We start from the raw sequence: 24,287 nt of genomic DNA on the forward strand, positions 1-24,287 counted from the left end.
AATCAAAGTTTCCAAGCATACATGACCCCCGCGGATCTGGGGAAACCCTGATTGGCGGGTGGCGGGGCGTTGATCGGCGGCGTCTGCGGATGGTTTTGCAGCCACGCTGGGTGCCGGTGCATCGCACTACGGCTCGTTGCACCGCTAAGCTAGGGGATGGCGGGCGCGCACCGTCGGCTGCCGGGGCGACCGTCGCGGCCCATGCAGGGGAGGATCGCCGTGCCACTGGGTTATTTGTTCGAGCAACTGCTGCTGCCGCCGGGCGGTCTGTTCCTGCTGTTGCTGCTGGTCTGGTGGTGGCGGCTGCGCCGCCCGCGGCTGGCCCTGGCCTGCGGCGTGCTGGGCCTTGGCGGCCTGTGGCTGATGAGTCTGCCCGTGGCGGTCGAGCAGGCGGCGCGGCTCTTGGAGCGCGAGCCGGCGCTGGCGGCGAGCGAGTGGCCGACGCTGTCGCGGCGCGCCGAGGCCATCGTGCTGCTCGGCGGTGGACGCGAGCGTGGCGATCCCGGCTGGGGCGGCGATCAGCCGAGTCTGCTGGCGCTGGAGCGCGCCCGTCTGGCGGCGCGCCTGCACTGGGCTAGCGGCCTGCCGATCCTCGCCAGCGGCGGCCTGCATTTCGGCGCGCCGCCGAGCGAGGCCGAGCTGTTCGCCCAGGTGCTGCAGGAGGACTTCAGCGTGGTGGCGCGCTGGCAGGAAGGGCGCAGCCGCACCACCTGGGAAAACGCCGCGCTCAGTGCGCCGCTGCTGCGCGACGCGGGGGTGCGGCGCATCGTGCTGGTCACCCAGGCATGGCACATGCCGCGGGCGCGCTGGTGCTTCGAGCGCCACGGTTTCGAGGTGGTGCCGGCGCCGCTGGGCTTTCTCGGCGTGCCCAACGGCCGGCCGTTGGGCGGCTGGCTGCCGGAGAGCAAGGCGTTGTGGCAGAGCGGCCTGCTGCTTCACGAGGCGGCAGGGCTGCTGCTCTATCCGCTGCTCCATCGCTGATCGACTGTTGCTCAGGCCACGCCGTGGCGCGCCAGCGCCCATTCGACATGCTCGCGTACCAGCTCGGATGGGTCGTCGCGGCGCAGGCGCAAGGCCTCGATGACCGCAATGCTGCTCGGCGCATTGCCCAGGCCCACCGCCAGGTTGCGCAGCCAGCGCTGGTAGCCGGCGCGGCGTAGCGGCGAGCCCTCGGTGCGGGCGAGAAACTCCTCCTCGCTCCAGCGGAACAGTGCCGCCAGTTCGCTGTTGTCCAGATTGTGCCGCGGCTGGAAGTCGCCCTGCGCGGTGGGGCGGGCGAAGCGGTTCCACGGGCAGACCAGCTGGCAGTCGTCGCAGCCGAACACCCGGTTGCCGATCAGCGGGCGCAGCTCCTCGGGGATCGGCCCCTTGAACTCGATGGTCAGGTAGGAGATGCAGCGCCGCGCATCCAGCTGCTGCGGGCCGACGAAGGCGGCGGTCGGGCAGATGTCCAGGCAGGCCTGGCAGCGCCCGCAGTGTTCGCTGGTGTGGGGCGCATCGACGGGCAGCGGCAGGTCGACGTACAGCTCGCCGAGAAAGAACCAGCTGCCGGCCTTCTTGTTGAGCAGCAGGGTGTTCTTGCCGATCCAGCCGAGCCCGGCCTGCTGCGCCAGGGCCTTTTCCAGCACCGGCGCGCTGTCGACGAAGGCGCGATGGCCGAACGGGCCGACGGCGGTCTGGATACGCTCGGCCAACTGCTGCAGGCGCTTGCGGATCAGTTTGTGGTAGTCGCGGCCCAGGGCGTAGCGCGACACGTAGGCCTTGTCCGGGCTGGCCAGTACCTCGGTCATACGCGTGTCGCCGGGCAGGTAGTCCATGCGCAGCGAGATCACCCGCAGGGTGCCCGGCACCAGTTCGCCCGGGCGCGAGCGCTTGTGGCCGTGGGCGGCCATGTAGTCCATTTCGCCGTGATGGCCGGCGGCCAGCCAGCGCTGGAGATACGCCTCGTGCTCGTCCAGCTCGATGCCGGCGATGCCGACCTGCTGGAAGCCCAGCTCGCGGCCCCAGTCACGGATCGACTGGGCGAGGGCGACAAGATCGGGGGCGGTGGTCGACATGGCTGGCGGCAGTCCGGGACAGGGTGGGTATAATTGTGCCAGAGCCCGGAGTCGAATGGCCCATGTCGCATCGCAACGATCCCCTGCCCCTTGCCCTGTATCGCGCCGCCCAGGTCCGCGAGCTGGACGCGCGCCTGATCGCCGCCGGCACCCCCGGCTTCGAGCTGATGCAGCGCGCCGCCCAGGCCGTGTGGCGGGCCCTGCGCCGGCGCTGGCCGGATGCGCGGGAAGTCACCGTGCTGGCCGGGCGCGGCAACAACGCCGGCGACGGCTATCTGCTTGCCGCGCTGGCGCAGCATTCCGGCTGGCGCGTGCGCGTGCTGGCGGTCGGTGATCCCGGGCAGCTGGGCGGCGATGCGGCAAGCGCCTGCGCCGAAGCCCGCGCGGCTGGCGTGGCGATCGAGCCATGGAGCGAGTGCGCGCCGCTGCGCGGCGTGCTGGTCGATGCGCTGCTCGGCACCGGCCTCAACGGCGCGGTCCGCGAGCCCTACGCCCAGGCCATCCGTCTGGCCAATGCCAGCGGCCTGCCGGTGCTGGCGGTGGATATCCCTTCCGGTCTGTGCGCGGATACCGGGCGGGTGCTCGGCGTGGCGCTGCAGGCCGAGCTGACGGTGACCTTCATCGGCCTCAAGCTGGGCCTGTACTGCCTCGACGGGCCGGACTACTGCGGTGCGCTGGTGTTCGACGACCTGCGCGGCGATCCGGCGCTGCTCGCCAGCGTGGCGCCGGCGGCGCTGCGCCTGTCCGCCGGCAGTCTGCCGCGGCTGGCGCCGCGCCCGCGCAACGCCCACAAGGGCCTGTTCGGCCACGTACTGCTGGTCGGCGGCGATCTCGGCTTCGGCGGTGCGGCGCTGCTTGCGGCGGAAAGCTGCCTGCGCAGCGGCGCCGGGCTGGTCAGCCTGGCCACCCGCGACGAGCATGTGCCGGCGCTGCTGGCGCGCCGACCGGAGGTGATGGCGCGTGGCGTGCAGTCGTCCTTCCAGCTGCAGGATCTGCTCGCCCAAGCCGATGTGCTGGTGCTCGGCCCCGGCTGCGGGCAGGGCGCCTGGGGGCGCGGCCTGCTGGCCGGGCTGGGCGCGCTGGACAAGCCGCAGGTGTGGGACGCCGATGCGCTGAACCTGCTGGCCGCCGCACAGCTGACACCGCCGAGCGGCAACTGGCTGGTCACGCCGCACCCCGGCGAGGCCGCGCGCCTGCTTGACTGCACTACGGCAGAGGTGCAGGCCGACCGGCCGGCCGCCGCGCTGGCGCTGGCCCGCCGGCTGAATGCCGTGGTGCTGCTCAAGGGCTTGGGCAGCCTGGTGGCGACCCCTGCAGGCGAGTTGTATCTGTGCGACCATGGCCACCCGGCCATGGCCGGTGCCGGGTTGGGCGATGTCCTCGCCGGCCTGCTCGGTGCCCTGCTGGCCCAGGGCCTGGACGTGGCCGCGGCGGCGCGTCTCGGCGTGTGGCTGCATGCCCGCGCCGGCGAGCGTCTGGGCCGCGGCGGCCGCGGTCTGGCGGCGGCCGATCTGATCGAAACCCTACGTGAACTGCTGGAGGAGCACAGCCCGTGCCTGAAGTGACCCTGTATGCCGCCGATGAGGCCGCCATGCTGGCGCTGGGCGCTCGCCTGGCCGAGGTGAGCGCCGGCGTCGGCGTGATCTATCTGCATGGCGATCTGGGCATGGGCAAGACCACCCTGTCGCGCGGTATCCTGCGCGGTCTGGGCCATGCCGGAGCGGTGAAGAGTCCGACCTTCACCCTGGTCGAGCCCTACGAGCTGGGCGCGCGGCACGTCTATCATTTCGACCTGTACCGTCTGGCCGATCCGGAGGAGCTGGAATTCTTCGGCATCCGCGACTATTTCGACGGTGACGCGTTGTGCCTGATCGAGTGGCCCGAACGTGGCGCCGGCATTCTGCCCAAGGCGGACCTGGACATTACCATCGACGTGCAAGGTGAGGGCCGGGTAGTGCGCCTGCAGCCCCATGGCGCGCGTGGTGACGCCTGGTGCGCCACACTGACGACTGTGGGAGTTCAATGAACATGCGATGGGCCATTCGCCCCCGGGCACTGCTTGCCGTGCTGAGCACCGCGCTGGCCCTGCTGGCGGCCGAGACGGTGCTGGCGGCCAGCGAAATCCGCAGCGTGCGCCTGTGGCGCGCGCCGGACAACACCCGTCTGGTGTTCGACCTGAGCGGACCGGTGCAGCACAGTGTGTTCACCCTGAGCGCACCGGAGCGCATTGTCATCGACGTCGACGGCGCGCAGCTGAAGACCCGTCTGGAGCAGCTGGCCACCGCGCAGACTCCGATCCGCAGCCTGCGCGTGGCCGAGCGGGCGCCCGGGCAGCTGCGCATTGTGCTCGACATGGCGGCGGCGGTATCGCCGAAGAGTTTCAGCCTGGCGCCGAACCAGCAGTATGGTCACCGTCTGGTGGTCGATCTGTTTGATCAGGACGAGACGCCCACCCAGGCCAGTGTGCCGGTGCAGTCGGCCAAGGGGCCGGCGAATGCCGTGCCGCCCCGTCCGTCGGCGGACAAGCCGGTGGCGAACGATCCCCTGCCAGTCGCGACCCTGCCGCCGCCCGTCGCGACTCAGCCGCCGAAAGCTGCCCCCGAACCGCGTGCGGCCGCCCCGCTGCCACCGGTGCCGAGCGGCAAGCGCAACATCGTCGTCGCCATCGATGCCGGTCACGGCGGCGAGGATCCGGGCGCCCTCGGCCCGCGTGGTGTGCGCGAGAAGGACGTGGTGCTGGCGATTTCCCGCGAGCTTCAGCGCCAGATCAACAGCGAGCGTGGCTTTCGCGCCGAGCTGGTGCGCAGCGGCGACTACTTCATCCCGCTGCGCAAGCGTACCGAGATCGCCCGCAAGAAGGGTGCCGACCTGTTCGTCTCGATCCATGCCGATGCTGCGCCACGGGCGGCGGCCTTCGGCGCCTCGGTATTCGCCCTTTCCGATCGCGGCGCTACCTCGGAAACCGCGCGCTGGCTGGCCGACAGCGAAAACCGCTCGGACCTGGTCGGCGGCGTCGGCAGCGTGAGTCTCGACGACAAGGACCGCATGCTCGCCGGGGTGCTGCTCGATCTGTCGATGACCGCGACGCTGTCCTCCAGCCTGGACGTCGGCCACAAGGTGCTGTCGAACATGGGGCGCATCGCGCCGCTGCACAAGCGACGGGTCGAGCAGGCCGGGTTCATGGTGCTGAAGTCGCCGGACATTCCGTCGATCCTGGTGGAAACCGGGTTCATCTCCAATCCTGCCGAATCGCAGAAGTTGTCCACCAAGAGCCATCAGCAGGCCTTGGCACACTCGATCCACAGCGGTATCCGCCAGTTCTTCCACGAGAACCCGCCACCGGGCAGTTACATCGCCTGGCTGCGCGACCAGGGCAAGATCAAGATCGGCCGGCGTGAGCACGTGGTCGCTCCCGGTGAGAGCCTGGCGCTGATCGCCCAGCGCTATCAGGTCGGCCTCCCGGCGCTGCGCAGTACCAACCGGCTTAGCAGCGACAATCTCAAGGCCGGTCAGATGCTGACCATTCCGGCGCCGAGCCTGGCGGTGCAGCCATGAGTGAGGCGGCGCGGATCCAGTTGCTGACGCCGCGGCTGGCCAACCAGATCGCTGCCGGCGAGGTAGTCGAGCGGCCGGCCTCGGTGGCCAAGGAGCTGCTCGAGAACAGTCTCGACGCCGGTGCCGCGCGCATCGACGTCGAGGTCGAGCAGGGCGGCATCAAGCTGCTGCGCGTGCGCGATGACGGCGGCGGGATAGATCCGGATGATTTGCCGCTGGCTCTGGCGCGCCACGCCACCAGCAAGATCCGCGAGCTGGAAGACCTCGAGCGGGTGCTCAGCCTGGGCTTTCGCGGCGAGGCGCTGGCCTCGATCAGCTCGGTGGCCCGACTGACCCTGACCTCGCGCCGCCGCGGTACGCCGCAGGCCTGGCAGGTCGAGGCCGAGGGGCGTGACATGCAGCCGCGGGTGCAGCCGGCGGCGCATCCCGACGGCACCACGGTGGAAGTGCGTGACCTGTTCTTCAATACCCCGGCGCGGCGCAAGTTCCTGCGCGCCGAGAAGACCGAGTTCGACCACCTGCAGGAAGTGATCAAGCGTCTGGCGCTGACCCACTTCGAGGTCGGCTTCCACCTGCGCCACAACGGCAAGGGCGTGTTGTCCCTGCATCCGGCGGCCGACGAGACCAGCCGCGCGCGGCGGGTGGCCAGCGTCTGCGGTCCGGCGTTCCTCGAGCAGGCGCTGCCCATCGACATCGAGCGCGGCGGCCTGCGCCTGTGGGGCTGGGTCGGCCTGCCGACCTTCTCGCGCAGCCAGGCCGACCTGCAGTACTTCTATGTCAACGGCCGCATGGTGCGCGACAAGCTGGTCGCCCACGCGGTGCGCCAGGCCTATCGCGACGTGCTGTACAACGGCCGCCACCCGGCCTTTGTGCTGTTTCTCGAGATCGATCCGACGGTGGTCGACGTCAACGTGCACCCGACCAAGCACGAGGTGCGTTTCCGCGACAGCCGCATGGTCCACGACTTCCTGTATGGCACCCTGCATCGCGCGCTGGCCGATGTGCGCCCCGAGGATCAGCTCGCTGCGCCGGCCAGCCTGCGCAGCGAGGCGCAGGTCGGTGGCCTGGCGGCTGGCGAGTTCGCTGGGCAGAACGAGATGAGCCTGGCCGAGCATGTGCCGGCGGCCGCACCGGCCGAGGCGCCACGCTGGCAGCCGCCGCCGGGCGGACAAAGCGTCGGCGGCGGCGGTGGCTATCGTCCACCGCAGGCGCCGGGTGGCCAGCCACAGGCCGAGTTGCAGGGCGCCTACCGCGAGTTCTTCGCTCCGCTGCCTGCGGGGGGCGCGCAGGCGTTGCCGCAGGGCCAGGGCGACGTGCCGCCGCTGGGCTATGCGCTGGCGCAGCTCAAGGGCGTGTACATCCTCGCCGAGAATGCCCATGGCCTGGTGCTGGTGGACATGCATGCGGCCCACGAGCGCATCACCTACGAGCGCCTGAAGAGCGCCATGGCCAGCGAGGGCCTGCGTGGCCAGCCGCTGCTGGTGCCCGAATCCATCGCCCTCAGTCAGCGCGAGGCCGACTGCGCCGAGGAACATGCCGAGTGGTTCGCCCGTCTCGGCTTCGAGCTGCAGCGCCTCGGACCGGAAACCCTGGCGATCCGCCAGATTCCCGCGCTGCTCAAGCAGGCCGAAGCCAGCCAGCTGGTGCGCGACGTGCTCAGCGATCTGCTCGAGTACGGCTCCAGCGACCGCATCCAGGCCCACCTCAACGAACTGCTGGCGACCATGGCCTGCCATGGCGCGGTGCGCGCCAACCGGCGCCTGACCGTGCCGGAGATGAACTCCCTGCTGCGCGACATGGAGCAGACCGAGCGCAGTGGTCAGTGCAACCACGGCCGGCCGACCTGGACCCAGCTGGGCATGGACGATCTCGACAAGCTGTTCCTGCGCGGGCGCTGATCGCCGCCGCCCCGTCGGTCGAGGGGCGCCTGAAACCTTGCCTGACCGTCCGTAGCGTCGGATGGTCGTTACCCTTCCAGAGTGTCCCGATGTCTTCGCTGCCTCCCGCCATCTTCCTCATGGGTCCGACCGCCTCGGGCAAGACCGACCTGGCCATCGAGCTGGCGCGGGTGTTGCCCTGCGAGATCGTCAGTGTCGACTCGGCGCTGGTCTATCGCGGCATGGACATCGGCACTGCCAAGCCCTCGCGCGAGCTGCTGGGTGAATTTCCCCACCGCCTGATCGATATCCGCGACCCGGCCGAGAGCTATTCGGCGGCGGAGTTTCGCAGCGATGCGCTGGCGGCGATGGCCGAAATCACCGCAGCCGGGCGGATTCCGCTGCTGGTCGGCGGCACCATGCTGTATTTCAAGGCGCTGCTCGAGGGACTGGCCGACATGCCCTCGGCCGATCCCGCGGTGCGCGCCCAGCTCGAGGCGCAGGCCGCCACCGAGGGTCTGGCGGCGCTGCATGCGGAACTGGTGCGGGTCGATCCGGAGTCGGCAGCGCGCATCCATCCCAACGATCCGCAACGGCTGGTAAGGGCGCTGGAGGTGTACCGGGTCAGCGGCCTGAGCATGAGCGAGCACCGTCGCCGCCAGGTGTTGCAAAATCTGCACGCGGGTACGCCGCAGGGACAGGCTTTACCCTATAATGTCGCCCACTTGGCGATTGCCCCGGGACAGCGTCCGCTGCTGCACGAGCGCATTGCGCGACGGTTTCAGCTGATGCTTGAACAAGGTTTCATTGCCGAGGTCGAAGCTCTGCATGCCCGTGGCGACCTGCATGCGGGATTGCCCTCGATTCGTTCGGTGGGCTACCGGCAGGCATGGGAATATATCGAAGGACACCTGAGTCGAGAGGAGATGGCCGAGCGCGGCATCATCGCTACCCGCCAGCTGGCCAAGCGACAATTCACCTGGTTGCGCAGTTGGTCGCAGTTGCACTGGCTGGACAGCCTGGCCTGCGACAATCTGGCACGTACCTTGAAATATCTGCACGCGATCTCCATTAAAGGCTGAGTTTCGGTCGGCAGCCGGCTATCCTGTGGGGAAAGCGCAGCAGCAAGCCATGACTTCGTCGATTTCGACCTACCAATTAAAATTACTTATCCTCTGAAGGAGTGTGGACAATGTCAAAAGGGCATTCGCTACAAGACCCTTACCTGAATACCCTGCGTAAGGAACGCGTTCCGGTCTCCATCTATCTGGTCAACGGCATCAAACTGCAGGGTCAGATCGAGTCGTTCGACCAGTTCGTCATCCTGCTGAAGAACACCGTCAGCCAGATGGTCTACAAGCACGCCATTTCCACCGTGGTTCCGAGCCGTCCGGTCCGTCTGCCCAGCAGCGAGCAGGGCGAATCGGGCAACGACGAATAAGCGGAGTCGCCAGTCTTGTTCTTTGAGCGCCATGAGGGCGGTGACCGGGCCATTCTGGTTCATCTGGAAGGTCAGGCGCCCGAGGCGCGTGAAGATCCCGACGAGTTTCTCGAGTTGGCTCGTTCGGCAGGCGCCGAGGTGGTTGGCTTCGTCAACATTCCCCGGCATCAGCCGAGCGCCCGCTTCCTGATCGGCAGCGGCAAGGTCGAGGAGATCTGCGATCAGGTCAAGCGCGACGCGGCCGACCTGGTCATCTTCAATCACACCCTTACGCCCAGTCAGGAGCGCAACCTCGAGCGGGTGTTCGAGTGTCGCGTGCTGGACCGTACCGGTCTGATTCTCGACATCTTCGCCCAGCGCGCGCGCACCCACGAGGGCAAGCTGCAGGTCGAGCTGGCCCAGCTGGATCACTTGAGCACGCGTCTGGTGCGTGGCTGGACCCACCTGGAGCGGCAGAAGGGCGGTATCGGCCTGCGCGGTCCGGGCGAGACCCAGCTGGAAACCGACCGCCGCCTGTTGCGCGTGCGCATTCGCCAGATCAAGCAGCGCCTGGAGAAGGTGCGTGGCCAGCGCGAGCTGGCCCGGCGCGGGCGCAAGCGTGCGGAAGTGCCGGTGGTCTCGCTGGTCGGCTATACCAACGCCGGCAAGTCGACCCTGTTCAATGCGCTGACCGAGGCGGATGTCTTCGCCGCCAACCAACTGTTCGCCACCCTCGACCCGACCCTGCGCCGTCTGCAGTTCGACGACGTCGGCCCGGTGATCCTCGCCGATACCGTGGGCTTCATCCGTCACCTGCCGCACAAGCTGGTCGAGGCGTTCCGCGCCACGCTCGAGGAATCGAGCAATGCCGACCTGTTGCTGCACGTGATCGATGCTCACGAGCCGGAGCGCCAGCTGCAGATCGAGCAGGTGTATTCGGTGCTCAAGGAGATCGGCGCGGACGAGTTGCCGACCCTCGAGGTCTACAACAAGCTGGACCTGCTGCCCGGTGTGGCGCCGCAGATCCAGCGCGACGACAGCGGCAAGCCGGTGCGGGTGTGGTTGTCGGCGCGCGAAGGGTTGGGTCTGGACCTGCTGCACCAGGCCATCAGCGAACTGCTCGCCGACGACCTGTTCATCGGCACGCTGTGCCTGCCGCAGAAGCTGGGCCGCCTGCGCGCGCAGTTCTTCTCGCTCGGCGCCGTGCAGGAAGAGGGGCACGACGAAGGGGGCGCTATCCTGTTGAAGGTGCGTCTGCCGCGGGTGGAGCTGAATCGGCTGGTCAGTCGCGAAGGCTGGAAGCCCGAAGAATTTCTGGCACAACATACTTTGCAATAAAGCCCGGGCGGCTGGCTTTGCCGTTGGTCGGGGGCTTTCTGTAGCATGGGTGGATGTGCGCCAAATGCGCGTCGATGCGTTATCAGTGGGGAGAACGCTATGGCCTGGAACGAGCCGGGTGGCAACTCGAACGACAAGGATCCCTGGGGTGGCCGCCGTGGCGGCGGTCGCCAGGGGCCACCGGATCTGGACGAAGCCTTGCGCAAGCTGCAGGACAACCTCAACAGGCTGTTTGGCGGGCGCAAGCGTGGCGGCGACGATGGCGCAAGCGGCGGCAAGGGCGGTGGTATCGGCCTGCTGGCGATCGGCTTCGGCGTACTGGCCGCGCTCTGGCTGTACAGTGCCGTCTACGTGGTGGATGAGCAGGAACAGGCCGTCATCCTGCGCTTCGGCAAATACTACGAAACCGTAGGGCCGGGCCTGAACCTCTACCTGCCGCCGATCGACCGCAAGTTCCAGGAAAACGTCACCCGCGAGCGCGCCTACAGCAAGCAGGGACAGATGCTCACCGAGGATGAGAACATCATCGAGGTGCCGCTGACCGTGCAGTACCGGGTGAGCAACCTGCAGGAGTTCGTGCTCAACGTCGACCAGCCGGAAGTCAGCCTGCAGCACGCCACCGACAGCGCCCTGCGCCACGTGGTCGGCTCGACCTCGATGGACCAGGTGCTGACCGAGGGTCGCGAACAGATGGCCATCGACGTCCGCGAGCGCCTGCAGCGCTTCCTCGATACCTACAAGACCGGCATCACCGTGACCCAGGTGAACATCCAGAGCGCCGCCGCGCCGCGCGAAGTGCAGGAAGCCTTCGACGACGTGATCCGTGCCCGCGAGGATGAGCAGCGCGAGAAGAACCAGGCCGAGGCCTATGCCAATGGCGTGATTCCGGAGGCGCGCGGCCAGGCCCAGCGCATCGTCGAGGATGCCAACGGCTACCGCGAGGAAGTGGTGGCGCGAGCCCTGGGTGAGACCGACCGTTTCAGTCGCCTGCTGGCCGAGTACCGCAAGGCTCCTGAAGTGACCCGCGAGCGTCTCTATCTGGAAACCATGCAGGACCTGCTGGGCAACACCAGCAAGGTGCTGATCACCGGCGAGCAGGGGGGCAACAACCTGCTCTACCTGCCGCTGGACAAGATGATGGAGGGTCGCTCCGCTGCGGCCGGGTCCGTGGCACCGAGCATTCAGTCCGGTGCGGCCGAGTCGGTACCGCGGATGAATAGCGATCTGCAGCGTGATCTGCGTTCGAGGGAGAGCCGCTGATGAGCAACAAGTCGCTGATCGCCCTGATTGCCGCCGCCGTGCTGGCGCTGGTGGGCTGGAACTGCTTCTACATCGTCCTGCAGACCGAAAAGGCGGTGCTGCTGCAGTTCGGGCGCATCGTCGAGGCCGACGTGCAGCCGGGTCTGCACGTGAAGATCCCCTACGTCAACCAGGTGCGCAAGTTCGACGCGCGTCTGCTGACCCTGGATACGCCGACCCAGCGCTTCCTCACCCTGGAGAAGAAGGCGGTGATGGTCGACTCCTTCGCCAAGTGGCGGGTCGCAGACGCCGAGCGCTTCTACACCGCGACCTCGGGCATGAAACAGATCGCCGACGAGCGTCTGTCGCGGCGTCTGGAGTCGGGTCTGCGTGACCAGTTCGGCAAGCGCACCCTGCACGAGGTAGTGTCCGGCGAGCGCGATGCGCTGATGGCCGACATCACCCAGTTGCTGGATCGCATGGCGCGTCGCGAGCTGGGCATCGAGGTGCTCGACGTGCGGGTCAAGGCCATCGACCTGCCCAAGGAGGTCAACCGCAGCGTGTTCGAGCGCATGAGCACCGAGCGCGAGCGCGAGGCCCGCGAGCATCGCGCCAAGGGTCGCGAGCTGGCCGAGGGTATCCGTGCCGACGCCGATCGTCAGCGCCGCGTGCTGCTGGCCGAAGCCTATCGCGAGTCGGAAGAGCTGCGCGGCCAGGGCGATGCCCAGGCGGCGGCGATCTACGCCAAGGCCTACGGTCAGGATGCCGAGTTCTATGCCTTCCATCGCAGCCTGCAGGCTTACCGCGAAAGCTTTGCCGGCAAGCGCGACGTGATGGTGCTGGATCCCAAGGGTGACTTCTTCCGCTATCTGGAGAAGGCCAGGCCCTGACCGGTCCGCCCGGCGGTTGCTGCGCAGCCGCCGGGGTGACCACGGGGAAAACGTGTTATCATGAGTCAGCCGGGATTTCCCGGCTTTTTTGCGTCTGCGGGAACCATGTGGCAAGAACTTGGCATCGCTTTTTGTCTGCTGCTGGTACTGGAAGGCATTCTGCCGTTCCTCTGTCCGCGGCGCTGGCGCGAGGCTGTCATCAGTCTGGCCGGGCTGGAGGATCGCCAGCTGCGGCTGATCGGACTGGGCAGCATGCTGCTGGGAACGGGCCTGCTGTACTGGCTACGTTGAACACCACGCCCGGCCGAAAGGGGAGAGGCAATATGGCAACGCTGGACCGCTGGCTGCTGCCGGACGGAATCGAAGAAGTGCTGCCGGCAGAGGCCGCACGCATAGAGACGGCTCGCCGTCAGGTGCTGGATCTGTTCCGCAACTGGGGCTACGAGCTCGTCATCACTCCGCATGTCGAATACCTGGAGTCCCTGCTTACCGGGGCTGCGCAGGATCTCGACCTGCGCACCTTCAAGGTCACCGATCCGCTGTCCGGTCGGCAGATGGGCTTTCGCGCCGACATCACGCCACAGGTGGCGCGACTCGACGCCCATACCCATCGCCAGGAAGGACCGAGCCGCCTGTGCTACGCCGGCAGCGTGCTGCATGCGCGCCCGGCGGCGCTGTCCACCTCGCGCAGTCCGATCCAGATCGGCGCCGAGCTGTACGGCGATGCCAGCACGGCCAGCGATCGCGAGGTCATCAGCCTTATGCTCGAGGTGCTGGAACTGGCGGGGGTGGCCGAAGTGCACATGGATCTCGGTCATGTCGGCATCTACCGCGGCCTGGCCCGCGCGGCCGGGCTGTCCGGCGAAACCGAACAGCAGTTGTTCGACGCCCTGCAGCGCAAGGCCATCGACGAGGTGGCGGCATTGACTGCGGCGCTGCCGGCCGAGCAGGCGGCCATGCTGCGCGCGCTGGCCGAGCTGTGTGGCGGCCGTGAAGTGCTGGCCGAGGCGCGCCAGCTGCTGGTGGCAGCCCCGGCCGATGTGCTGGCGGCGCTGGCCGAGCTGGAAGAGGTGGCCGGCGAGCTGAGCGCGCGCTACCCGGCGCTGCCGCTGTATTTCGATCTGGGCGAGCTGCGCGGCTATCACTACCACACCGGCATGGTGTTCGCCGCCTTCGTGCCTGGCGTCGGCCAGTCCATCGCCCAGGGCGGGCGTTACGACGATATCGGCGCCGATTTCGGTCGCGCGCGTCCGGCCACCGGCTTCTCCACCGATCTGAAGGCCCTGGTGACGCTGGGGCAGGCCATCCAGGCTGCCGACCCGCGGGGTATCTGGGCGCCGCAGAGCGGTGATGCACGGCTGTGGCAGACCGTGCTCGAGCTGCGTCGCAGCGGCCGTCGTGTGGTCCAGGCGCTGCCGGGGCAGACCCTGGCGGACGCCCGCGAGGCCGGCTGCGACAGCGAATTGCGTTTACAGGAGGGTGGCTGGCAGGTCTCGCCGCTGGCTTCCTGAGTTTTTTCACCGGCGTGCGCGCCGGTACCGACCTTCCACGAGGGGACAAGTGTTATGGGTAAGAATGTCGTGGTCCTGGGCACCCAGTGGGGTGATGAGGGCAAGGGCAAGATCGTCGATCTGCTGACCGACCAGGCTGCCGCCGTGGTGCGCTACCAGGGCGGCCACAACGCCGGTCACACCCTGGTGATCGACGGCGAGAAGACCGTGCTGCACCTGATTCCGTCCGGCATCCTGCGCGACAACGTGCAGTGCCTGATCGGCAACGGTGTGGTGGTGGCGCCGGATGCGCTGCTCAAGGAAATCACCAAGCTGGAAGAGAAGGGTGTGCCGGTGCGCGAGCGCCTGCGCATCAGCCCGGCCTGCACCCTGATCCTGCCGTACCACGTGGCCCTGGACCAGGCCCGCGAAGCAGCCCGTTCCGAAGGCAAGATCGGCACCACCGGTCGCGGCATCGGTCCGGCCTACGAGGACAAGGTGGCCCGTCGCGGTCTGCGCATCGCCGACCTGTTCAATCCCGAGCGTTTCGCGGTCAAGCTCAAGGAGCTGCTGACCTACCACAACTTCGTCCTCGAGAACTTCTACAAGGTCGATCCGGTCGACTATCAGAAGACCCTCGACGAGGCGCTGGCCTACGCCGAGATCCTCAAGCCGATGGTCGTCGACGTCACCGCCCGTCTGCACGAGCTGCGCAAGGCTGATGCCTGCATCATGTTCGAGGGCGCGCAGGGCTCGCTGCTGGACATCGATCACGGCACCTACCCGTACGTGACCAGCTCCAGCACCACCGCCGGCGGCGTCGCCACCGGTTCCGGCTTCGGTCCGCTGTACCTGGACTACATTCTCGGCATCACCAAGGCCTACACCACTCGTGTCGGCTCCGGTCCGTTCCCCACCGAGCTGTTCGACGACGTCGGTGCGCGCCTGGCCGAGAAGGGCCACGAATTCGGTTCCACCACCGGTCGTGCCCGTCGCTGCGGCTGGTTCGATGCGGTGATCCTGCGTCGCGCCATCGAGATCAACTCGGTCTCCGGCCTGTGCCTGACCAAGCTCGACGTGCTCGACGGCCTGGAAACCGTCAAGCTGTGCGTGGCCTACAAGAACGCCGCCGGCGAGCTGATGAGCGAAGCGCCGACCGACGCCGACAGCTATGTCGGCCTGGTGCCGGTCTACGAGGAAATGCCGGGCTGGAGTGAATCCACCGTGGGCGCCAAGTCCCTCGAAGAGCTGCCGGCCAATGCGCGCGCCTACATTGCGCGCGTTGAAGAGCTGGTCGGTGCGCCGGTCGATATCATCTCCACCGGTCCGGACCGCAACGAAACCATCGTCCTGCGTCATCCCTACGCCTGATCGCTGGTTGCCTGAAAAAGACCGCCTGCGGGCGGTCTTTTTTTTGTCCTGAAGAAGCGCCCTGAAGAGCTGGCGAATGGTACCGGTCAGGCTCGGTCGAGGCCTGAAGAGGGTTGATGCTTTTCTGCAGGCGAAAAAAAACCGGATCCTAAGATCCGGTTTTTTCGAATTGGTGCCCAGAAGAAGACTCGAACTTCCACGGTGTTGCCACCACTGATACCTGAAACCAGCGCGTCTACCAATTCCGCCATCTGGGCGTGCCATTTTTGCCGTTACACGACGAAGCTGACTGCTTCTTGCTGCACATCTGCCGAAGCAGATGTTTAGAATTGGTGCCCAGGAGAAGACTCGAACTTCCACGGTGTTGCCACCACTGATACCTGAAACCAGCGCGTCTACCAATTCCGCCACCTGGGCTAATAGTGCGATGATTGCTCATCTGCTCTATCGTTACAGCGATCACTGCTGCTGTGGGCGCAAACTATACGGGGGCTTCGGAAGCTTGTAAACCCCTGATATGAAAAAATTTTATTGTGCCGACGAGGCTGCGCTAGGCGCCGCTTTCGCGCTTCAATATAGGCATGACCACGAGCAAGACAACCACAGGTAAAACCGGACATATGGCCGATGATTGGCAAACCCTCGATCCCGAGGCCGCCCGCGAAGCGGAAAAATACGCAAACCCCATCCCCAGTCGCGAGCTGATCCTGGCGCACCTGGCCGAGCGCGGTGCGCCGGCTTCCCGTGCCCAGTTGTTCGAAGAGCTGGGTCTGGCTGGCGAGGAGGCCGAGGAGGCCCTGCGCCGCCGGCTGCGTGCCATGGAGCGCGATGGCCAACTGATCTATACCCGTCGCGGCGCCTATGCCCCGGTGGACAAGCTGGACCTGATCCGCGGGCGCGTCAGCGGCCATCGCGACGGCTTCGGCTTCCTGATTCCCGACGACGGCAGCGACGACCTCTTCCTCAGTCCGGCGCAGATGCGCCTGGTGTTCGACGGCGACCGTGCGCTGGCACGGGTCTCTGGTCTCGATCGGCGCGGGCGTCGAGAAGGCGCGCTGGTCGAGGTGCTCGAGCGCGCCCATGAAACGCTGGTTGGCCGTTTCTTCGAGGAAAGCGGCATTTCCATGGTGGTGGCTGACAATCCGAAGATCCAGCAGCAGGTGCTGGTCCTGCCGGGCAAGCAGGGTGCGGCGCACCACGGCCAGTTCGTCCAGGTGCGCATCGATGTGTGGCCGACGGTGTTCCGTCAGGCCCAGGGTGAAGTGGTCGAGGTGCTCGGCGACTACATGGCGCCCGGCATGGAGATCGAGGTCGCCATGCGCAGCTACGACCTGCCCCACGAGTGGCCGCAGGCGCTGCTCGCCGAGGCGAAGAAGCTCAAGCCCGAAGTGGAGGAGAAGGACAAGCACAAGCGCGTCGATCTGCGCGAGCTGCCCTTCGTCACCATCGATGGCGAGGATGCCCGCGACTTCGATGACGCGGTGTATGCCGAGGCGGTCAAGGGGGCCGGCTGGCGCCTGTTCGTCGCCATCGCCGACGTATCGCACTATGTGAAGGTTGGTTCGGCGCTGGACGAGGAGGCGGTCAAGCGCGGCAACTCGGTGTATTTCCCCGAGCGGGTGATCCCGATGCTGCCCGAGGAGCTGTCCAACGGCCTGTGCTCGCTGAATCCGCTGGTCGATCGCCTGGCCATGGTCTGCGAGATGACCGTGTCGAAGAGCGGCGAGCTGACCGGCTACCAGTTCTACGAGGCGGTGATCCACTCCCATGCGCGACTGACCTACACCAAGGTCAGCCAGCTGCTGGAGAAGCCCAACTCCACCGAAGCCAAGTACCTGCGCCAGCAGATGCCGCACCTGGTGCCGCACCTGCGTCAGCTGTATGCGCTATACAAGTCACTGCTGGCGGCACGCCAGGTGCGCGGCGCCATCGACTTCGAGACCCAGGAGACGCGCATCGTCTTCGGCGCCGACCGCAAGATCACCGAGATCCGCCCGACCCAGCGCAACGATGCGCACCGGTTGATCGAGGAGTGCATGCTCTGCGCCAACGTCGCCACCGCGCGCTTCCTCATGGAGCACGAGGTGCCGGCGCTGTACCGGGTGCACGACGGCCCGCCGGCGGAGAAGCTGGAAAAGCTGCGCAGCTTCCTCGGCGAGCTGGGGCTGACCCTGTACCGCGGCAAGGGCGAGCCGACGCCCAAGGACTACCTGAACCTGCTCGAGGCGGTGCGCGAGCGTCCGGACCAGCACCTGATCCAGACGGTCATGCTGCGCTCGCTGAGTCAGGCGGTGTACAGCCCGGACAATGCCGGCCACTTCGGCCTCAACTACGAGGCCTACACCCACTTCACCTCGCCGATCCGCCGCTATCCGGACCTGCTGGTGCACCGGGCGATCCGCAGCGTGATCCGCTCCAAGCGCACTTCCGACAAGGTGCGCCGGGTCGGGGCGGCGAGCATGCCCAAGGCGCGCATCTATCCGTACGACGAGGGTCGTCTGGAGCAGCTCGGCGAGCAGTGCTCGATGACCGAGCGGCGCGCCGACGAGGCGACCCGCGACGTGGTCAACTGGCTGAAGTGCGAGTACATGCGCGAGCACGTCGGCGAGACCTTCCCCGGGGTGATTACCGCGGTCACCGGTTTCGGTCTGTTCGTCGAGCTGACCGACATCTACGTCGAGGGGCTGGTGCACGTGACCGCGCTGCCGGGTGACTACTACCACTTCGATCCGGTCCATCACCGCCTGAGTGGCGAGCGCTCCGGGCGCAGCTATCGGCTGGGCGACACCATCGAGGTGCTGGTGGCGCGGGTCGATCTGGACGAGCGCAAGATCGACTTCGAAGTCGCCGGCGCCGTCCCGGCTGCCGCGCCAGCGCGCCAGCGCGAGGGCGGCAAGTCGGCTGCGGGCAAGGGCGGCTCGGGCAAGGCCCGGGCAGGCAAGACCAAGACGGGCGGACGCAAGTCCGACACCCGCCAGGCGGATGCATCGCGGGCGAGCGAGGCGCCGGTGGAGCCGGTGTCGCGCACTCGGGCGGGCAAGACCGGGCGGGTGCAGGCCCTGCCGGAAGTGGCCCCGCAGCTGCTGGAGCAGGCCGACATGCTGCTGGGCAATACCGAGGTGGAAAAGAGTCGCGCGCTGAAGAAAAAGCTGCTCGACGAATCGCGGGCACCGGCGAAGGCGGCCAAGGAAGGCAAGGGCGGCAAGGCCAAGGCGGTCGGCGCCAGCAAGGCGGCAGGCAAGAAGGTCACCCACCGCCCGGTGAAGATTGCCAAGCCGAGCAAGGCCGGCAAGGTGGTCGGGGCAACCGACAAGACGCCCGCGGCGGATGCGCCGGGCGGGCGAGCCATACGTAAACGCAAGGTCAAAGAATGAGTCAGTGGGAACGGGTTTACGGCGTGCATGCCGTGGAGGCATTGCTGCGCCATCATCCCAAGCGGGTCAAGCAGCTGTGGCTGGCCGAGGGTCGCCAGGATCCGCGTGTGCAGGCGCTGGTGCAGCTGGCCGGGGCGGCGCGCGTGCCGGTCGGCCAGCGCGAGCGGCGCGAGCTGGACGAATGGGCCGAAGGCGTGCACCAGGGCGTGGTCGCCGAGGTCAGTCCCAGCCAAGTGTGGGGCGAGAACTTCCTCGAGGAGCTGCTGGCGCGCAAGGAGTCGGTGCCGCTGCTGCTGGTGCTCGACGGGGTGACCGATCCGCACAACCTCGGCGCCTGCCTGCGCACCGCCGATGCCGCCGGCGTGCAGGCGGTGATCGTGCCCAGGGATAAGTCGGCCACCCTCAACGCCACGGTACGCAAGGTCGCCTGTGGCGCTGCCGAAGTGATTCCGCTGGTGGCGGTGACCAACCTGGCGCGCACCCTGGAGAAGCTGCAGCAGCAGGGGCTGTGGATCGTCGGCACCGCCGGCGAGGCGACCCAGGAAATCTATGATCTCGACCTGCGCGGGCCGACCGTGCTGGTGATGGGCGCCGAGGGCAGTGGCATGCGCCGGCTGACCCGCGAGCACTGCGACTACCTGGCAAAGCTGCCGATGGGCGGCAGCGTCAGCAGTCTCAACGTCTCGGTGGCTACCGGCGTCTGCCTGTTCGAGGCTGTGCGTCAGCGCCGGCCGTCCACCGGCGCCTGAATCGCGCCCCGCATCGCTTGCGGGGCGCCGCCGCCCTCCGTACAATGCCACCCCTTGTCGTTCTGGCAGGCGCATGCGCGCCCGCGGCCGGCAAGCACATACGAAACATTCACTCCTTGCCTGACCGCTCTGGCGGCAGGCTGCATAACCGTAAGGAGCATTTATGCGTCATTACGAAATCGTCTTCCTGGTTCACCCGGATCAGAGTGAGCAGGTTGGCGGTATGGTCGAGCGTTACACCAAGACCATCGAAGAAGACGGCGGCAAGATCCACCGTCTGGAAGACTGGGGTCGTCGTCAGCTGGCCTACGCCATCGACAACGTCCACAAGGCTCACTACGTGCTGATGAACGTCGAGTGCAGCGGCGCTGCCCTGGCCGAGCTGGAAGACAACTTCCGCTACAACGACGCCGTGATCCGCAACCTGGTCATCCGTCGCGACGAAGCCGTGACCGAACAGTCCGAGATGCTCAAGGCCGAAGAAAGCCGCAACGAGCGCCGCGAGCGTCGTGACCGCAGCGACAGCGCCGAAGGCGCCGCTGAAGGCAGCGACGGCGACAGCGCCGACGAGTAATCTTCGTAACCAGTTTTGAGGAGCCACTTTCATGGCACGTTTTTTCCGTCGTCGCAAGTTCTGCCGTTTCACCGCTGAAGGTGTTCTGGAGATCGATTACAAGGATCTCAACACCCTGAAGGCCTACGTTTCCGAAACCGGCAAGATCGTTCCGAGCCGTATCACCGGTACCAAAGCCAAGTATCAGCGTCAGCTGGCTACCGCTATCAAGCGCGCCCGCTACCTGGCCCTGCTGCCCTACACCGACAGCCACGGCCGTTAAGGCCCGGCCGTCGACAGGTCAACGGACGCAATAGATGCGGGCACTGGCTGACTTCGTCATGCGCGGACGCCTGCAGGCCACCTTCGCGGTGGTCATCGCGGCGGCGCTGCCCCTGCTGTTCTGGGTGAGCGCGGCCGCCGGCTCGCTGGTGGTGCTGCGCCGCGGTCTCCACGATGCCCTGGGCATCGTGGCCTGGGCGCTGCTGCCGACCCTGCTGTGGTGGCACTTCGGCGAGCCGCGGCCGCTGCTGGTGCTGTTCGGCACGCTGGTCCTGGCCCTGGTGTTGCGTGCCAGCGTCTCCTGGACGCGGGTGCTGCTGGCCAGCGTGCTGCTCGGTGTGCTGTATGGCGTGATCATCGATGCCGTATTCGGCGAGACGGTCAAGCGCAACGCCGCCGAGCTGCTCGAGCTGATGCCGCAGATGCTGGGCGAGGCCTACCAGCAGATGAGTGCGGACGAGAAGGCGCGGGTCGGCAATCTGCTGACGCCGGTGCTGACCGGCCTGATGGCTGCCCTGTTGCAGCTGCTCAGTCTGCTCAGCCTGCTGCTGGGACGTTACTGGCAGGCGCTGCTGTACAACCCGGGTGGTTTTGCCCGCGAGTTTCGCGCGGTACGACTTCCGGCGCCGATCGCCGTGGTTCTGCTGGTGGGAATCTTCCTGCTGCCGGGTCTGGGCATCGAGCTGGCCATGCTGACGCCGCTGTGCAGCGTGCCGCTGGCGTTTGCCGGGGTGGCCCTGCTGCACGGGCTGGTGGCTCAGCAGCGCTTGGGGCGTTTCTGGCTGGTGGGGCTGTACGTCTCGCTGCTGTTGTTCATGCAGCTGGTGTATCCGTTGTTGGTCGTGTTGGCCGTAGTCGACAGTCTGTTTGATTTCCGTGGGCGTGCTGCGCGCGATGGTGCGAGTGGTCCCACGGACGGTGAAGGTTAAAAGTTAAGAGGTTAGAGCCAAATGGAAATCATCCTGCTGGAAAAAATCGCCAACCTGGGCAACCTGGGCGACAAGGTGAACGTCAAGGCCGGTTACGGCCGTAACTTCCTGCTGCCGCAGGGCAAGGCCACCGTGGCCAGCGCCGAGAACGTCGCTGCCTTCGAAGCCCGCCGTGCCGAGCTGGAACAGCTGGCTGCCGAGAAGAAGGCCTACGCCGAATCCCGCGCTGCCGAGCTGGCCGAACTGGAAGTCACCATCACCGCCACCGCTGGCGATGAAGGCAAGCTGTTCGGTTCCATCGGTACCCACGACATCGCCGACGCCCTGACCGCCTCCGGCGTGGAAGTGGCCAAGAGCGAAGTCCGCCTGCCCAACGGTACCATCCGTCAGGTCGGCGAATACGACGTGGCCGTGCACCTGCACAGCGACGTCGAAGCCACCGTTCGCGTGGTGGTGGTGGCTGCCTGAGGCACCCACCCAGCGCCCGTGCATCGATGATGCCGGGCGGTTAACATCGGGCACGTCCTGCGTCTTCGCAGGCGTGCCCTTTGTCTTTCTGCAGCACAGAACATCGCGAGCCCATGAACGAAATCAGCGTCCCCGAACAGTACGATCTGGAAACCGCCGCCCTCAAGGTGCCGCCGCATTCCATCGAGGCCGAGCAGGCCGTGATCGGTGGCCTGATGCTGGACAACAATGCCTGGGAACGGGTGCTGGATCTGGTCTCCGATGGCGACTTCTATCGCCACGATCATCGGCTGATCTTCCGTGCCATCTACAAGCTGGCCGAACGCAACCAGCCGTTCGACGTGGTCACCCTGTCCGAGCAGCTGGACAAGGAAGGGCAGCTGGCCCAGACCGGTGGTCTGGCCTATCTCGGCGAGCTGGCCAAGAACACCCCCTCGGTGGCCAACATCAAGGCCTACGCGCAGATCATCCGCGAGCGCGCCACCCTGCGTCAGCTGATCGGCATCAGCAACGAGATCGGCGACAGCGCCTACAACCCGCAGGGGCGTGGCGCCGACGAGGTGCTCGACGAGGCCGAGCGCAAGATCTTCCAGATCGCCGAGGCGCGGCCGAAGAGTGGCGGCCCGGTTGGCCTCAACGAGCTGCTGACCAAGGCCATCGACCGCATCGACACCCTGTTCAACACCCACGAGGCGATCACCGGCATCTCCACCGGCTTCGCCGACCTGGACGACAAGACCAGCGGTCTGCAGCCCGGCGACCTGATCATCGTTGCCGGCCGTCCGTCGATGGGCAAGACCACCTTCGCCATGAACCTGGTGGAGAACGCCGTGCTGCGCAGCGACAAGGCGGTGATGGTCTACTCGCTGGAGATGCCCGGCGAGTCGCTGGTGATGCGTATGCTGTCCTCGCTAGGGCGCATCGATCAGACCAAGGTGCGCTCCGGGCGCCTCGACGACGACGACTGGCCGCGGCTGACCTCGGCGGTCAACCTGCTCAACGAGCGCAAGTTGTTCATCGACGACACCGCCGGGATCACTCCTTCGGAAATGCGCGCGCGCACCCGCCGCCTGGTGCGCGAGCACGGCGATCTGGCGATGATCATGGTCGACTACCTGCAGCTGATGCAGATCGGCGGTGGGGGCGGCGAGAACCGCACCAACGAGATCTCCGAGATCTCCCGCTCGCTGAAGGGCCTGGCCAAGGAATTCAACTGCCCGGTGATTGCGCTCTCGCAGCTCAACCGCTCGTTGGAGCAGCGGCCGAACAAGCGTCCGATCAACTCCGACCTGCGCGAGTCGGGCGCCATCGAGCAGGACGCCGACGTGATCATGTTCGTTTACCGCGACGAGGTCTATCACCCGGAAACAGAGCACAAGGGCGTCGCCGAAATCATCATCGGCAAGCAGCGGAACGGCCCGATCGGTACCGTGCGTCTGGCCTTCCTCGGCAAGTACACGCGCTTCGAGAACCTGGCGCCGGGGATGTACAACTTCGAGGACGAATGACCGCGAAGCCATAGCCGGATCAAGGAAAGCGGGCGCCCAGCGGGTAAGATGGGCGCCCGTTTTCCGTTTCGAGGCCGAACCGTCATGCGCCCCCTGGTTGCCACCATCGATCTGTCCGCCATCCGCTACAACTATGCACTGGCCAAGGCCTGTGCGCCGCAGCGGCAGACCTTCGCGGTGGTCAAGGCGAATGCCTACGGGCATGGCGCGCGCGAGGTGGTCAGCGCCCTGCCGGAGGCCGATGGCTTCGTCGTCGCCTGCCTGGAGGAGGCCGGCGAGGTGCGTGGCCTGCACGGCAAGGCGCGGCTGCTGTTGCTGCAGGGTTGCTTCGAGGCGGCCGAGTACCAGTCGGCGGCGCGCCTGGCGCTGGACGTGGTGGTGCAGAGTGCCGAACAGGCCGAGGCGCTGCTCGGCGCAGCGCTGGGCCAGCCGCTGAACGTCTGGCTCAAGCTGGACAGCGGCATGCATCGCCTGGGCTTCAGTGCGGCCGAGCTGCGTGCCTGGCATGCCCGGTTGAGCAGCGCCGAGCAGGTGGCCGAACTCAATCTGCTCAGCCACTTCGCCTGCGCCGACCTGCCCGAGCATCCGCTCAATGCCGCGCAGCTGGCCGTGTATCGCAGTCTGGACGATCTGCCCTTCGCCAACCGCTCGCTGGCCAACTCGGCGGCGATCCTTACCCGTCCCGAGGCGCACCTGGACTGGCTGCGTCCGGGCATCATGCTGTATGGCGCCAGCCCGTTCGCCGACCGCTCGGCGGCGGAGCTGGGCCTCAAGCCGGTGATGACTCTCAGTGGCGCGCTGATCGCGGTGCGCGAGGTGCCGGCCGGCGACAGCGTCGGTTACGGCGCCAGCTGGGTCGCCGAGCGGCCGACGCGTATCGGCACCATCAGCTGCGGCTATGCCGACGGCTACCCGCGCAGCGCCCCGGCCGGCACGCCGGTGCTGGTCTGCGGCCAGCGCGTGCCGCTGGTCGGTCGGGTTTCCATGGACCTGCTCACCGTGGATCTGTCCACGCTGCCCGAAGCCCGGGTCGGTTCGCCGGTCGAGCTGTGGGGCGCGCAGCTGCCGGTGGACGAGGTGGCCGCGGCCTGCGGCACCATCGGCTACGAGCTGCTCAGCAAGGTCACCGCGCGGGTGCCGCGCCGGCATCGCTACTGAGGCGCTAATCCCGACTTGCTGAGTCGGGT

The 24,287-nt window shown here is 67.1% G+C and carries 22 protein-coding genes and 2 tRNA genes; 21 read left to right on the top strand and 3 right to left on the bottom strand.

Translation table 11 applies throughout. From position 1 onward, the window contains the following. Positions 1–219: 219 nt before the first annotated feature. Positions 220–981, top strand: coding sequence for a YdcF family protein (locus tag BMZ19_RS00485; RefSeq protein WP_090305230.1), 762 nt, complete (start codon positions 220–222; stop codon positions 979–981). A gap of 11 nt (positions 982–992) precedes the next feature. Here BMZ19_RS00485 and queG read toward each other — a convergent pair whose 3' ends face one another. Beyond that, entirely contained in the window at positions 993–2,057 is a 1,065-nt protein-coding gene (queG, locus tag BMZ19_RS00490) for a tRNA epoxyqueuosine(34) reductase QueG (protein ID WP_090305233.1), read from the bottom strand. A 62-nt stretch (positions 2,058–2,119) separates the two neighbouring features. On the opposite strand from queG, the gene BMZ19_RS00495 reads away from it, so the two are divergent. From BMZ19_RS00495 to BMZ19_RS00550, 12 genes are all read left to right on the top strand, one after another. Continuing rightward, positions 2,120–3,622 carry an NAD(P)H-hydrate dehydratase gene (locus BMZ19_RS00495; protein WP_090305235.1) on the top strand — a complete coding sequence of 501 codons (1,503 nt, stop codon included), beginning with the start codon at positions 2,120–2,122 and terminating at the stop codon, positions 3,620–3,622. Continuing rightward, positions 3,610–4,083 (top strand): tRNA (adenosine(37)-N6)-threonylcarbamoyltransferase complex ATPase subunit type 1 TsaE, encoded by a 474-nt coding sequence (gene tsaE, locus BMZ19_RS00500; RefSeq protein ID WP_090305238.1) that lies wholly within the window; start codon positions 3,610–3,612, stop codon positions 4,081–4,083. Before BMZ19_RS00495 ends, tsaE begins: the two co-directional genes overlap by 13 nt. Positions 4,084–4,085: 2 nt before the next feature. Next, positions 4,086–5,612, top strand: a complete 1,527-nt coding sequence (locus tag BMZ19_RS00505; RefSeq protein WP_090305240.1) for an N-acetylmuramoyl-L-alanine amidase — start codon at positions 4,086–4,088, stop codon at positions 5,610–5,612. Then, the gene (mutL, locus tag BMZ19_RS00510; protein ID WP_090305243.1) at positions 5,609–7,510 is read left to right on the top strand and encodes a DNA mismatch repair endonuclease MutL; all 1,902 of its coding nucleotides are present in this window, start codon (positions 5,609–5,611) and stop codon (positions 7,508–7,510) included. Before BMZ19_RS00505 ends, mutL begins: the two co-directional genes overlap by 4 nt. A gap of 89 nt (positions 7,511–7,599) precedes the next feature. Then, on the top strand, positions 7,600–8,571 hold the full coding sequence (gene miaA, locus BMZ19_RS00515) for a tRNA (adenosine(37)-N6)-dimethylallyltransferase MiaA (RefSeq protein WP_090305246.1): 972 nt from the start codon (positions 7,600–7,602) through the stop codon (positions 8,569–8,571). 110 nt (positions 8,572–8,681) lie between these two features. After that, entirely contained in the window at positions 8,682–8,930 is a 249-nt protein-coding gene (hfq, locus tag BMZ19_RS00520; RefSeq protein WP_090305249.1) for an RNA chaperone Hfq, read from the top strand. A gap of 15 nt (positions 8,931–8,945) precedes the next feature. Then, positions 8,946–10,247 carry a ribosome rescue GTPase HflX gene (hflX, locus tag BMZ19_RS00525; protein WP_090305252.1) on the top strand — a complete coding sequence of 434 codons (1,302 nt, stop codon included), beginning with the start codon at positions 8,946–8,948 and terminating at the stop codon, positions 10,245–10,247. Positions 10,248–10,346: 99 nt separating this feature from the next. Next, a complete protein-coding gene (gene hflK / locus BMZ19_RS00530) occupies positions 10,347–11,507 on the top strand; it encodes an FtsH protease activity modulator HflK (RefSeq protein WP_090305255.1) in 1,161 nt (386 codons plus the stop codon). Beyond that, positions 11,507–12,376, top strand: a complete 870-nt coding sequence (gene hflC / locus BMZ19_RS00535) for a protease modulator HflC (protein ID WP_090305258.1) — start codon at positions 11,507–11,509, stop codon at positions 12,374–12,376. Before hflK ends, hflC begins: the two co-directional genes overlap by 1 nt. Before the next feature lie 105 nt (positions 12,377–12,481). Then, positions 12,482–12,667: a DUF2065 domain-containing protein gene (locus BMZ19_RS00540; protein ID WP_090305260.1), complete on the top strand. Its 186-nt coding sequence runs from the start codon at positions 12,482–12,484 to the stop codon at positions 12,665–12,667. A 32-nt stretch (positions 12,668–12,699) separates the two neighbouring features. Further along, positions 12,700–13,887, top strand: a complete 1,188-nt coding sequence (locus tag BMZ19_RS00545) for an ATP phosphoribosyltransferase regulatory subunit (RefSeq protein WP_090305263.1) — start codon at positions 12,700–12,702, stop codon at positions 13,885–13,887. Positions 13,888–13,941: 54 nt separating this feature from the next. Further along, positions 13,942–15,237, top strand: coding sequence for an adenylosuccinate synthase (locus BMZ19_RS00550; protein WP_090305266.1), 1,296 nt, complete (start codon positions 13,942–13,944; stop codon positions 15,235–15,237). Between the two features lie 170 nt (positions 15,238–15,407). Here the strand turns inward: BMZ19_RS00550 and BMZ19_RS00555 are convergent. After that, positions 15,408–15,494: transfer RNA gene (locus tag BMZ19_RS00555), tRNA-Leu, on the bottom strand. Positions 15,495–15,567: 73 nt separating this feature from the next. Then, a tRNA-Leu gene (locus BMZ19_RS00560) sits at positions 15,568–15,654 on the bottom strand. A gap of 203 nt (positions 15,655–15,857) precedes the next feature. On the opposite strand from BMZ19_RS00560, the gene rnr reads away from it, so the two are divergent. The 8 genes from rnr (at position 15,858) to alr (ending at position 24,258) form a co-directional block, all read left to right on the top strand. Further along, a complete protein-coding gene (gene rnr / locus BMZ19_RS00565; RefSeq protein ID WP_090305268.1) occupies positions 15,858–18,611 on the top strand; it encodes a ribonuclease R in 2,754 nt (917 codons plus the stop codon). Next, positions 18,608–19,360 carry a 23S rRNA (guanosine(2251)-2'-O)-methyltransferase RlmB gene (gene rlmB, locus BMZ19_RS00570; RefSeq protein ID WP_090305270.1) on the top strand — a complete coding sequence of 251 codons (753 nt, stop codon included), beginning with the start codon at positions 18,608–18,610 and terminating at the stop codon, positions 19,358–19,360. Before rnr ends, rlmB begins: the two co-directional genes overlap by 4 nt. A gap of 163 nt (positions 19,361–19,523) precedes the next feature. After that, on the top strand, positions 19,524–19,934 hold the full coding sequence (gene rpsF / locus BMZ19_RS00580) for a 30S ribosomal protein S6 (protein WP_090305276.1): 411 nt from the start codon (positions 19,524–19,526) through the stop codon (positions 19,932–19,934). Positions 19,935–19,965: 31 nt separating this feature from the next. Next, complete coding sequence (rpsR, locus tag BMZ19_RS00585; RefSeq protein WP_090213622.1) at positions 19,966–20,196, top strand: 30S ribosomal protein S18; 231 nt, start codon at positions 19,966–19,968, stop codon at positions 20,194–20,196. A gap of 34 nt (positions 20,197–20,230) precedes the next feature. Beyond that, positions 20,231–21,124, top strand: a complete 894-nt coding sequence (locus BMZ19_RS00590) for a YybS family protein (protein WP_090305279.1) — start codon at positions 20,231–20,233, stop codon at positions 21,122–21,124. 21 nt (positions 21,125–21,145) lie between these two features. Beyond that, positions 21,146–21,592, top strand: coding sequence for a 50S ribosomal protein L9 (gene rplI / locus BMZ19_RS00595; protein WP_090305281.1), 447 nt, complete (start codon positions 21,146–21,148; stop codon positions 21,590–21,592). 113 nt (positions 21,593–21,705) lie between these two features. Further along, positions 21,706–23,100, top strand: coding sequence for a replicative DNA helicase (gene dnaB, locus BMZ19_RS00600; RefSeq protein WP_090305284.1), 1,395 nt, complete (start codon positions 21,706–21,708; stop codon positions 23,098–23,100). An 84-nt stretch (positions 23,101–23,184) separates the two neighbouring features. Further along, complete coding sequence (alr, locus tag BMZ19_RS00605; protein ID WP_090305287.1) at positions 23,185–24,258, top strand: alanine racemase; 1,074 nt, start codon at positions 23,185–23,187, stop codon at positions 24,256–24,258. The last annotated feature ends 29 nt before the right edge of the window (positions 24,259–24,287 follow it).

The sequence above is a fragment of the Pseudomonas linyingensis genome (genome assembly GCF_900109175.1).
Classification (GTDB): Bacteria; Pseudomonadota; Gammaproteobacteria; order Pseudomonadales; family Pseudomonadaceae; genus Geopseudomonas; species Geopseudomonas linyingensis.

Coding starts and splice junctions, on each gene's coding strand:
- rplI (WP_090305281.1), top strand. CDS start 21,146: ATGGAAATCATCCTGCTGGAAAAAATCGCCAACCTGGGCAACCTGGGC.
- alr (WP_090305287.1), top strand. CDS start 23,185: ATGCGCCCCCTGGTTGCCACCATCGATCTGTCCGCCATCCGCTACAAC.
- dnaB (WP_090305284.1), top strand. CDS start 21,706: ATGAACGAAATCAGCGTCCCCGAACAGTACGATCTGGAAACCGCCGCC.
- BMZ19_RS00545 (WP_090305263.1), top strand. CDS start 12,700: ATGGCAACGCTGGACCGCTGGCTGCTGCCGGACGGAATCGAAGAAGTG.
- BMZ19_RS00495 (WP_090305235.1), top strand. CDS start 2,120: ATGTCGCATCGCAACGATCCCCTGCCCCTTGCCCTGTATCGCGCCGCC.
- rpsR (WP_090213622.1), top strand. CDS start 19,966: ATGGCACGTTTTTTCCGTCGTCGCAAGTTCTGCCGTTTCACCGCTGAA.
- BMZ19_RS00505 (WP_090305240.1), top strand. CDS start 4,086: ATGCGATGGGCCATTCGCCCCCGGGCACTGCTTGCCGTGCTGAGCACC.
- hfq (WP_090305249.1), top strand. CDS start 8,682: ATGTCAAAAGGGCATTCGCTACAAGACCCTTACCTGAATACCCTGCGT.
- miaA (WP_090305246.1), top strand. CDS start 7,600: ATGTCTTCGCTGCCTCCCGCCATCTTCCTCATGGGTCCGACCGCCTCG.
- rpsF (WP_090305276.1), top strand. CDS start 19,524: ATGCGTCATTACGAAATCGTCTTCCTGGTTCACCCGGATCAGAGTGAG.
- mutL (WP_090305243.1), top strand. CDS start 5,609: ATGAGTGAGGCGGCGCGGATCCAGTTGCTGACGCCGCGGCTGGCCAAC.
- BMZ19_RS00540 (WP_090305260.1), top strand. CDS start 12,482: ATGTGGCAAGAACTTGGCATCGCTTTTTGTCTGCTGCTGGTACTGGAA.
- BMZ19_RS00550 (WP_090305266.1), top strand. CDS start 13,942: ATGGGTAAGAATGTCGTGGTCCTGGGCACCCAGTGGGGTGATGAGGGC.
- queG (WP_090305233.1), bottom strand. CDS start 2,057: ATGTCGACCACCGCCCCCGATCTTGTCGCCCTCGCCCAGTCGATCCGT.
- hflK (WP_090305255.1), top strand. CDS start 10,347: ATGGCCTGGAACGAGCCGGGTGGCAACTCGAACGACAAGGATCCCTGG.
- rnr (WP_090305268.1), top strand. CDS start 15,858: ATGGCCGATGATTGGCAAACCCTCGATCCCGAGGCCGCCCGCGAAGCG.
- rlmB (WP_090305270.1), top strand. CDS start 18,608: ATGAGTCAGTGGGAACGGGTTTACGGCGTGCATGCCGTGGAGGCATTG.
- hflC (WP_090305258.1), top strand. CDS start 11,507: ATGAGCAACAAGTCGCTGATCGCCCTGATTGCCGCCGCCGTGCTGGCG.
- BMZ19_RS00590 (WP_090305279.1), top strand. CDS start 20,231: ATGCGGGCACTGGCTGACTTCGTCATGCGCGGACGCCTGCAGGCCACC.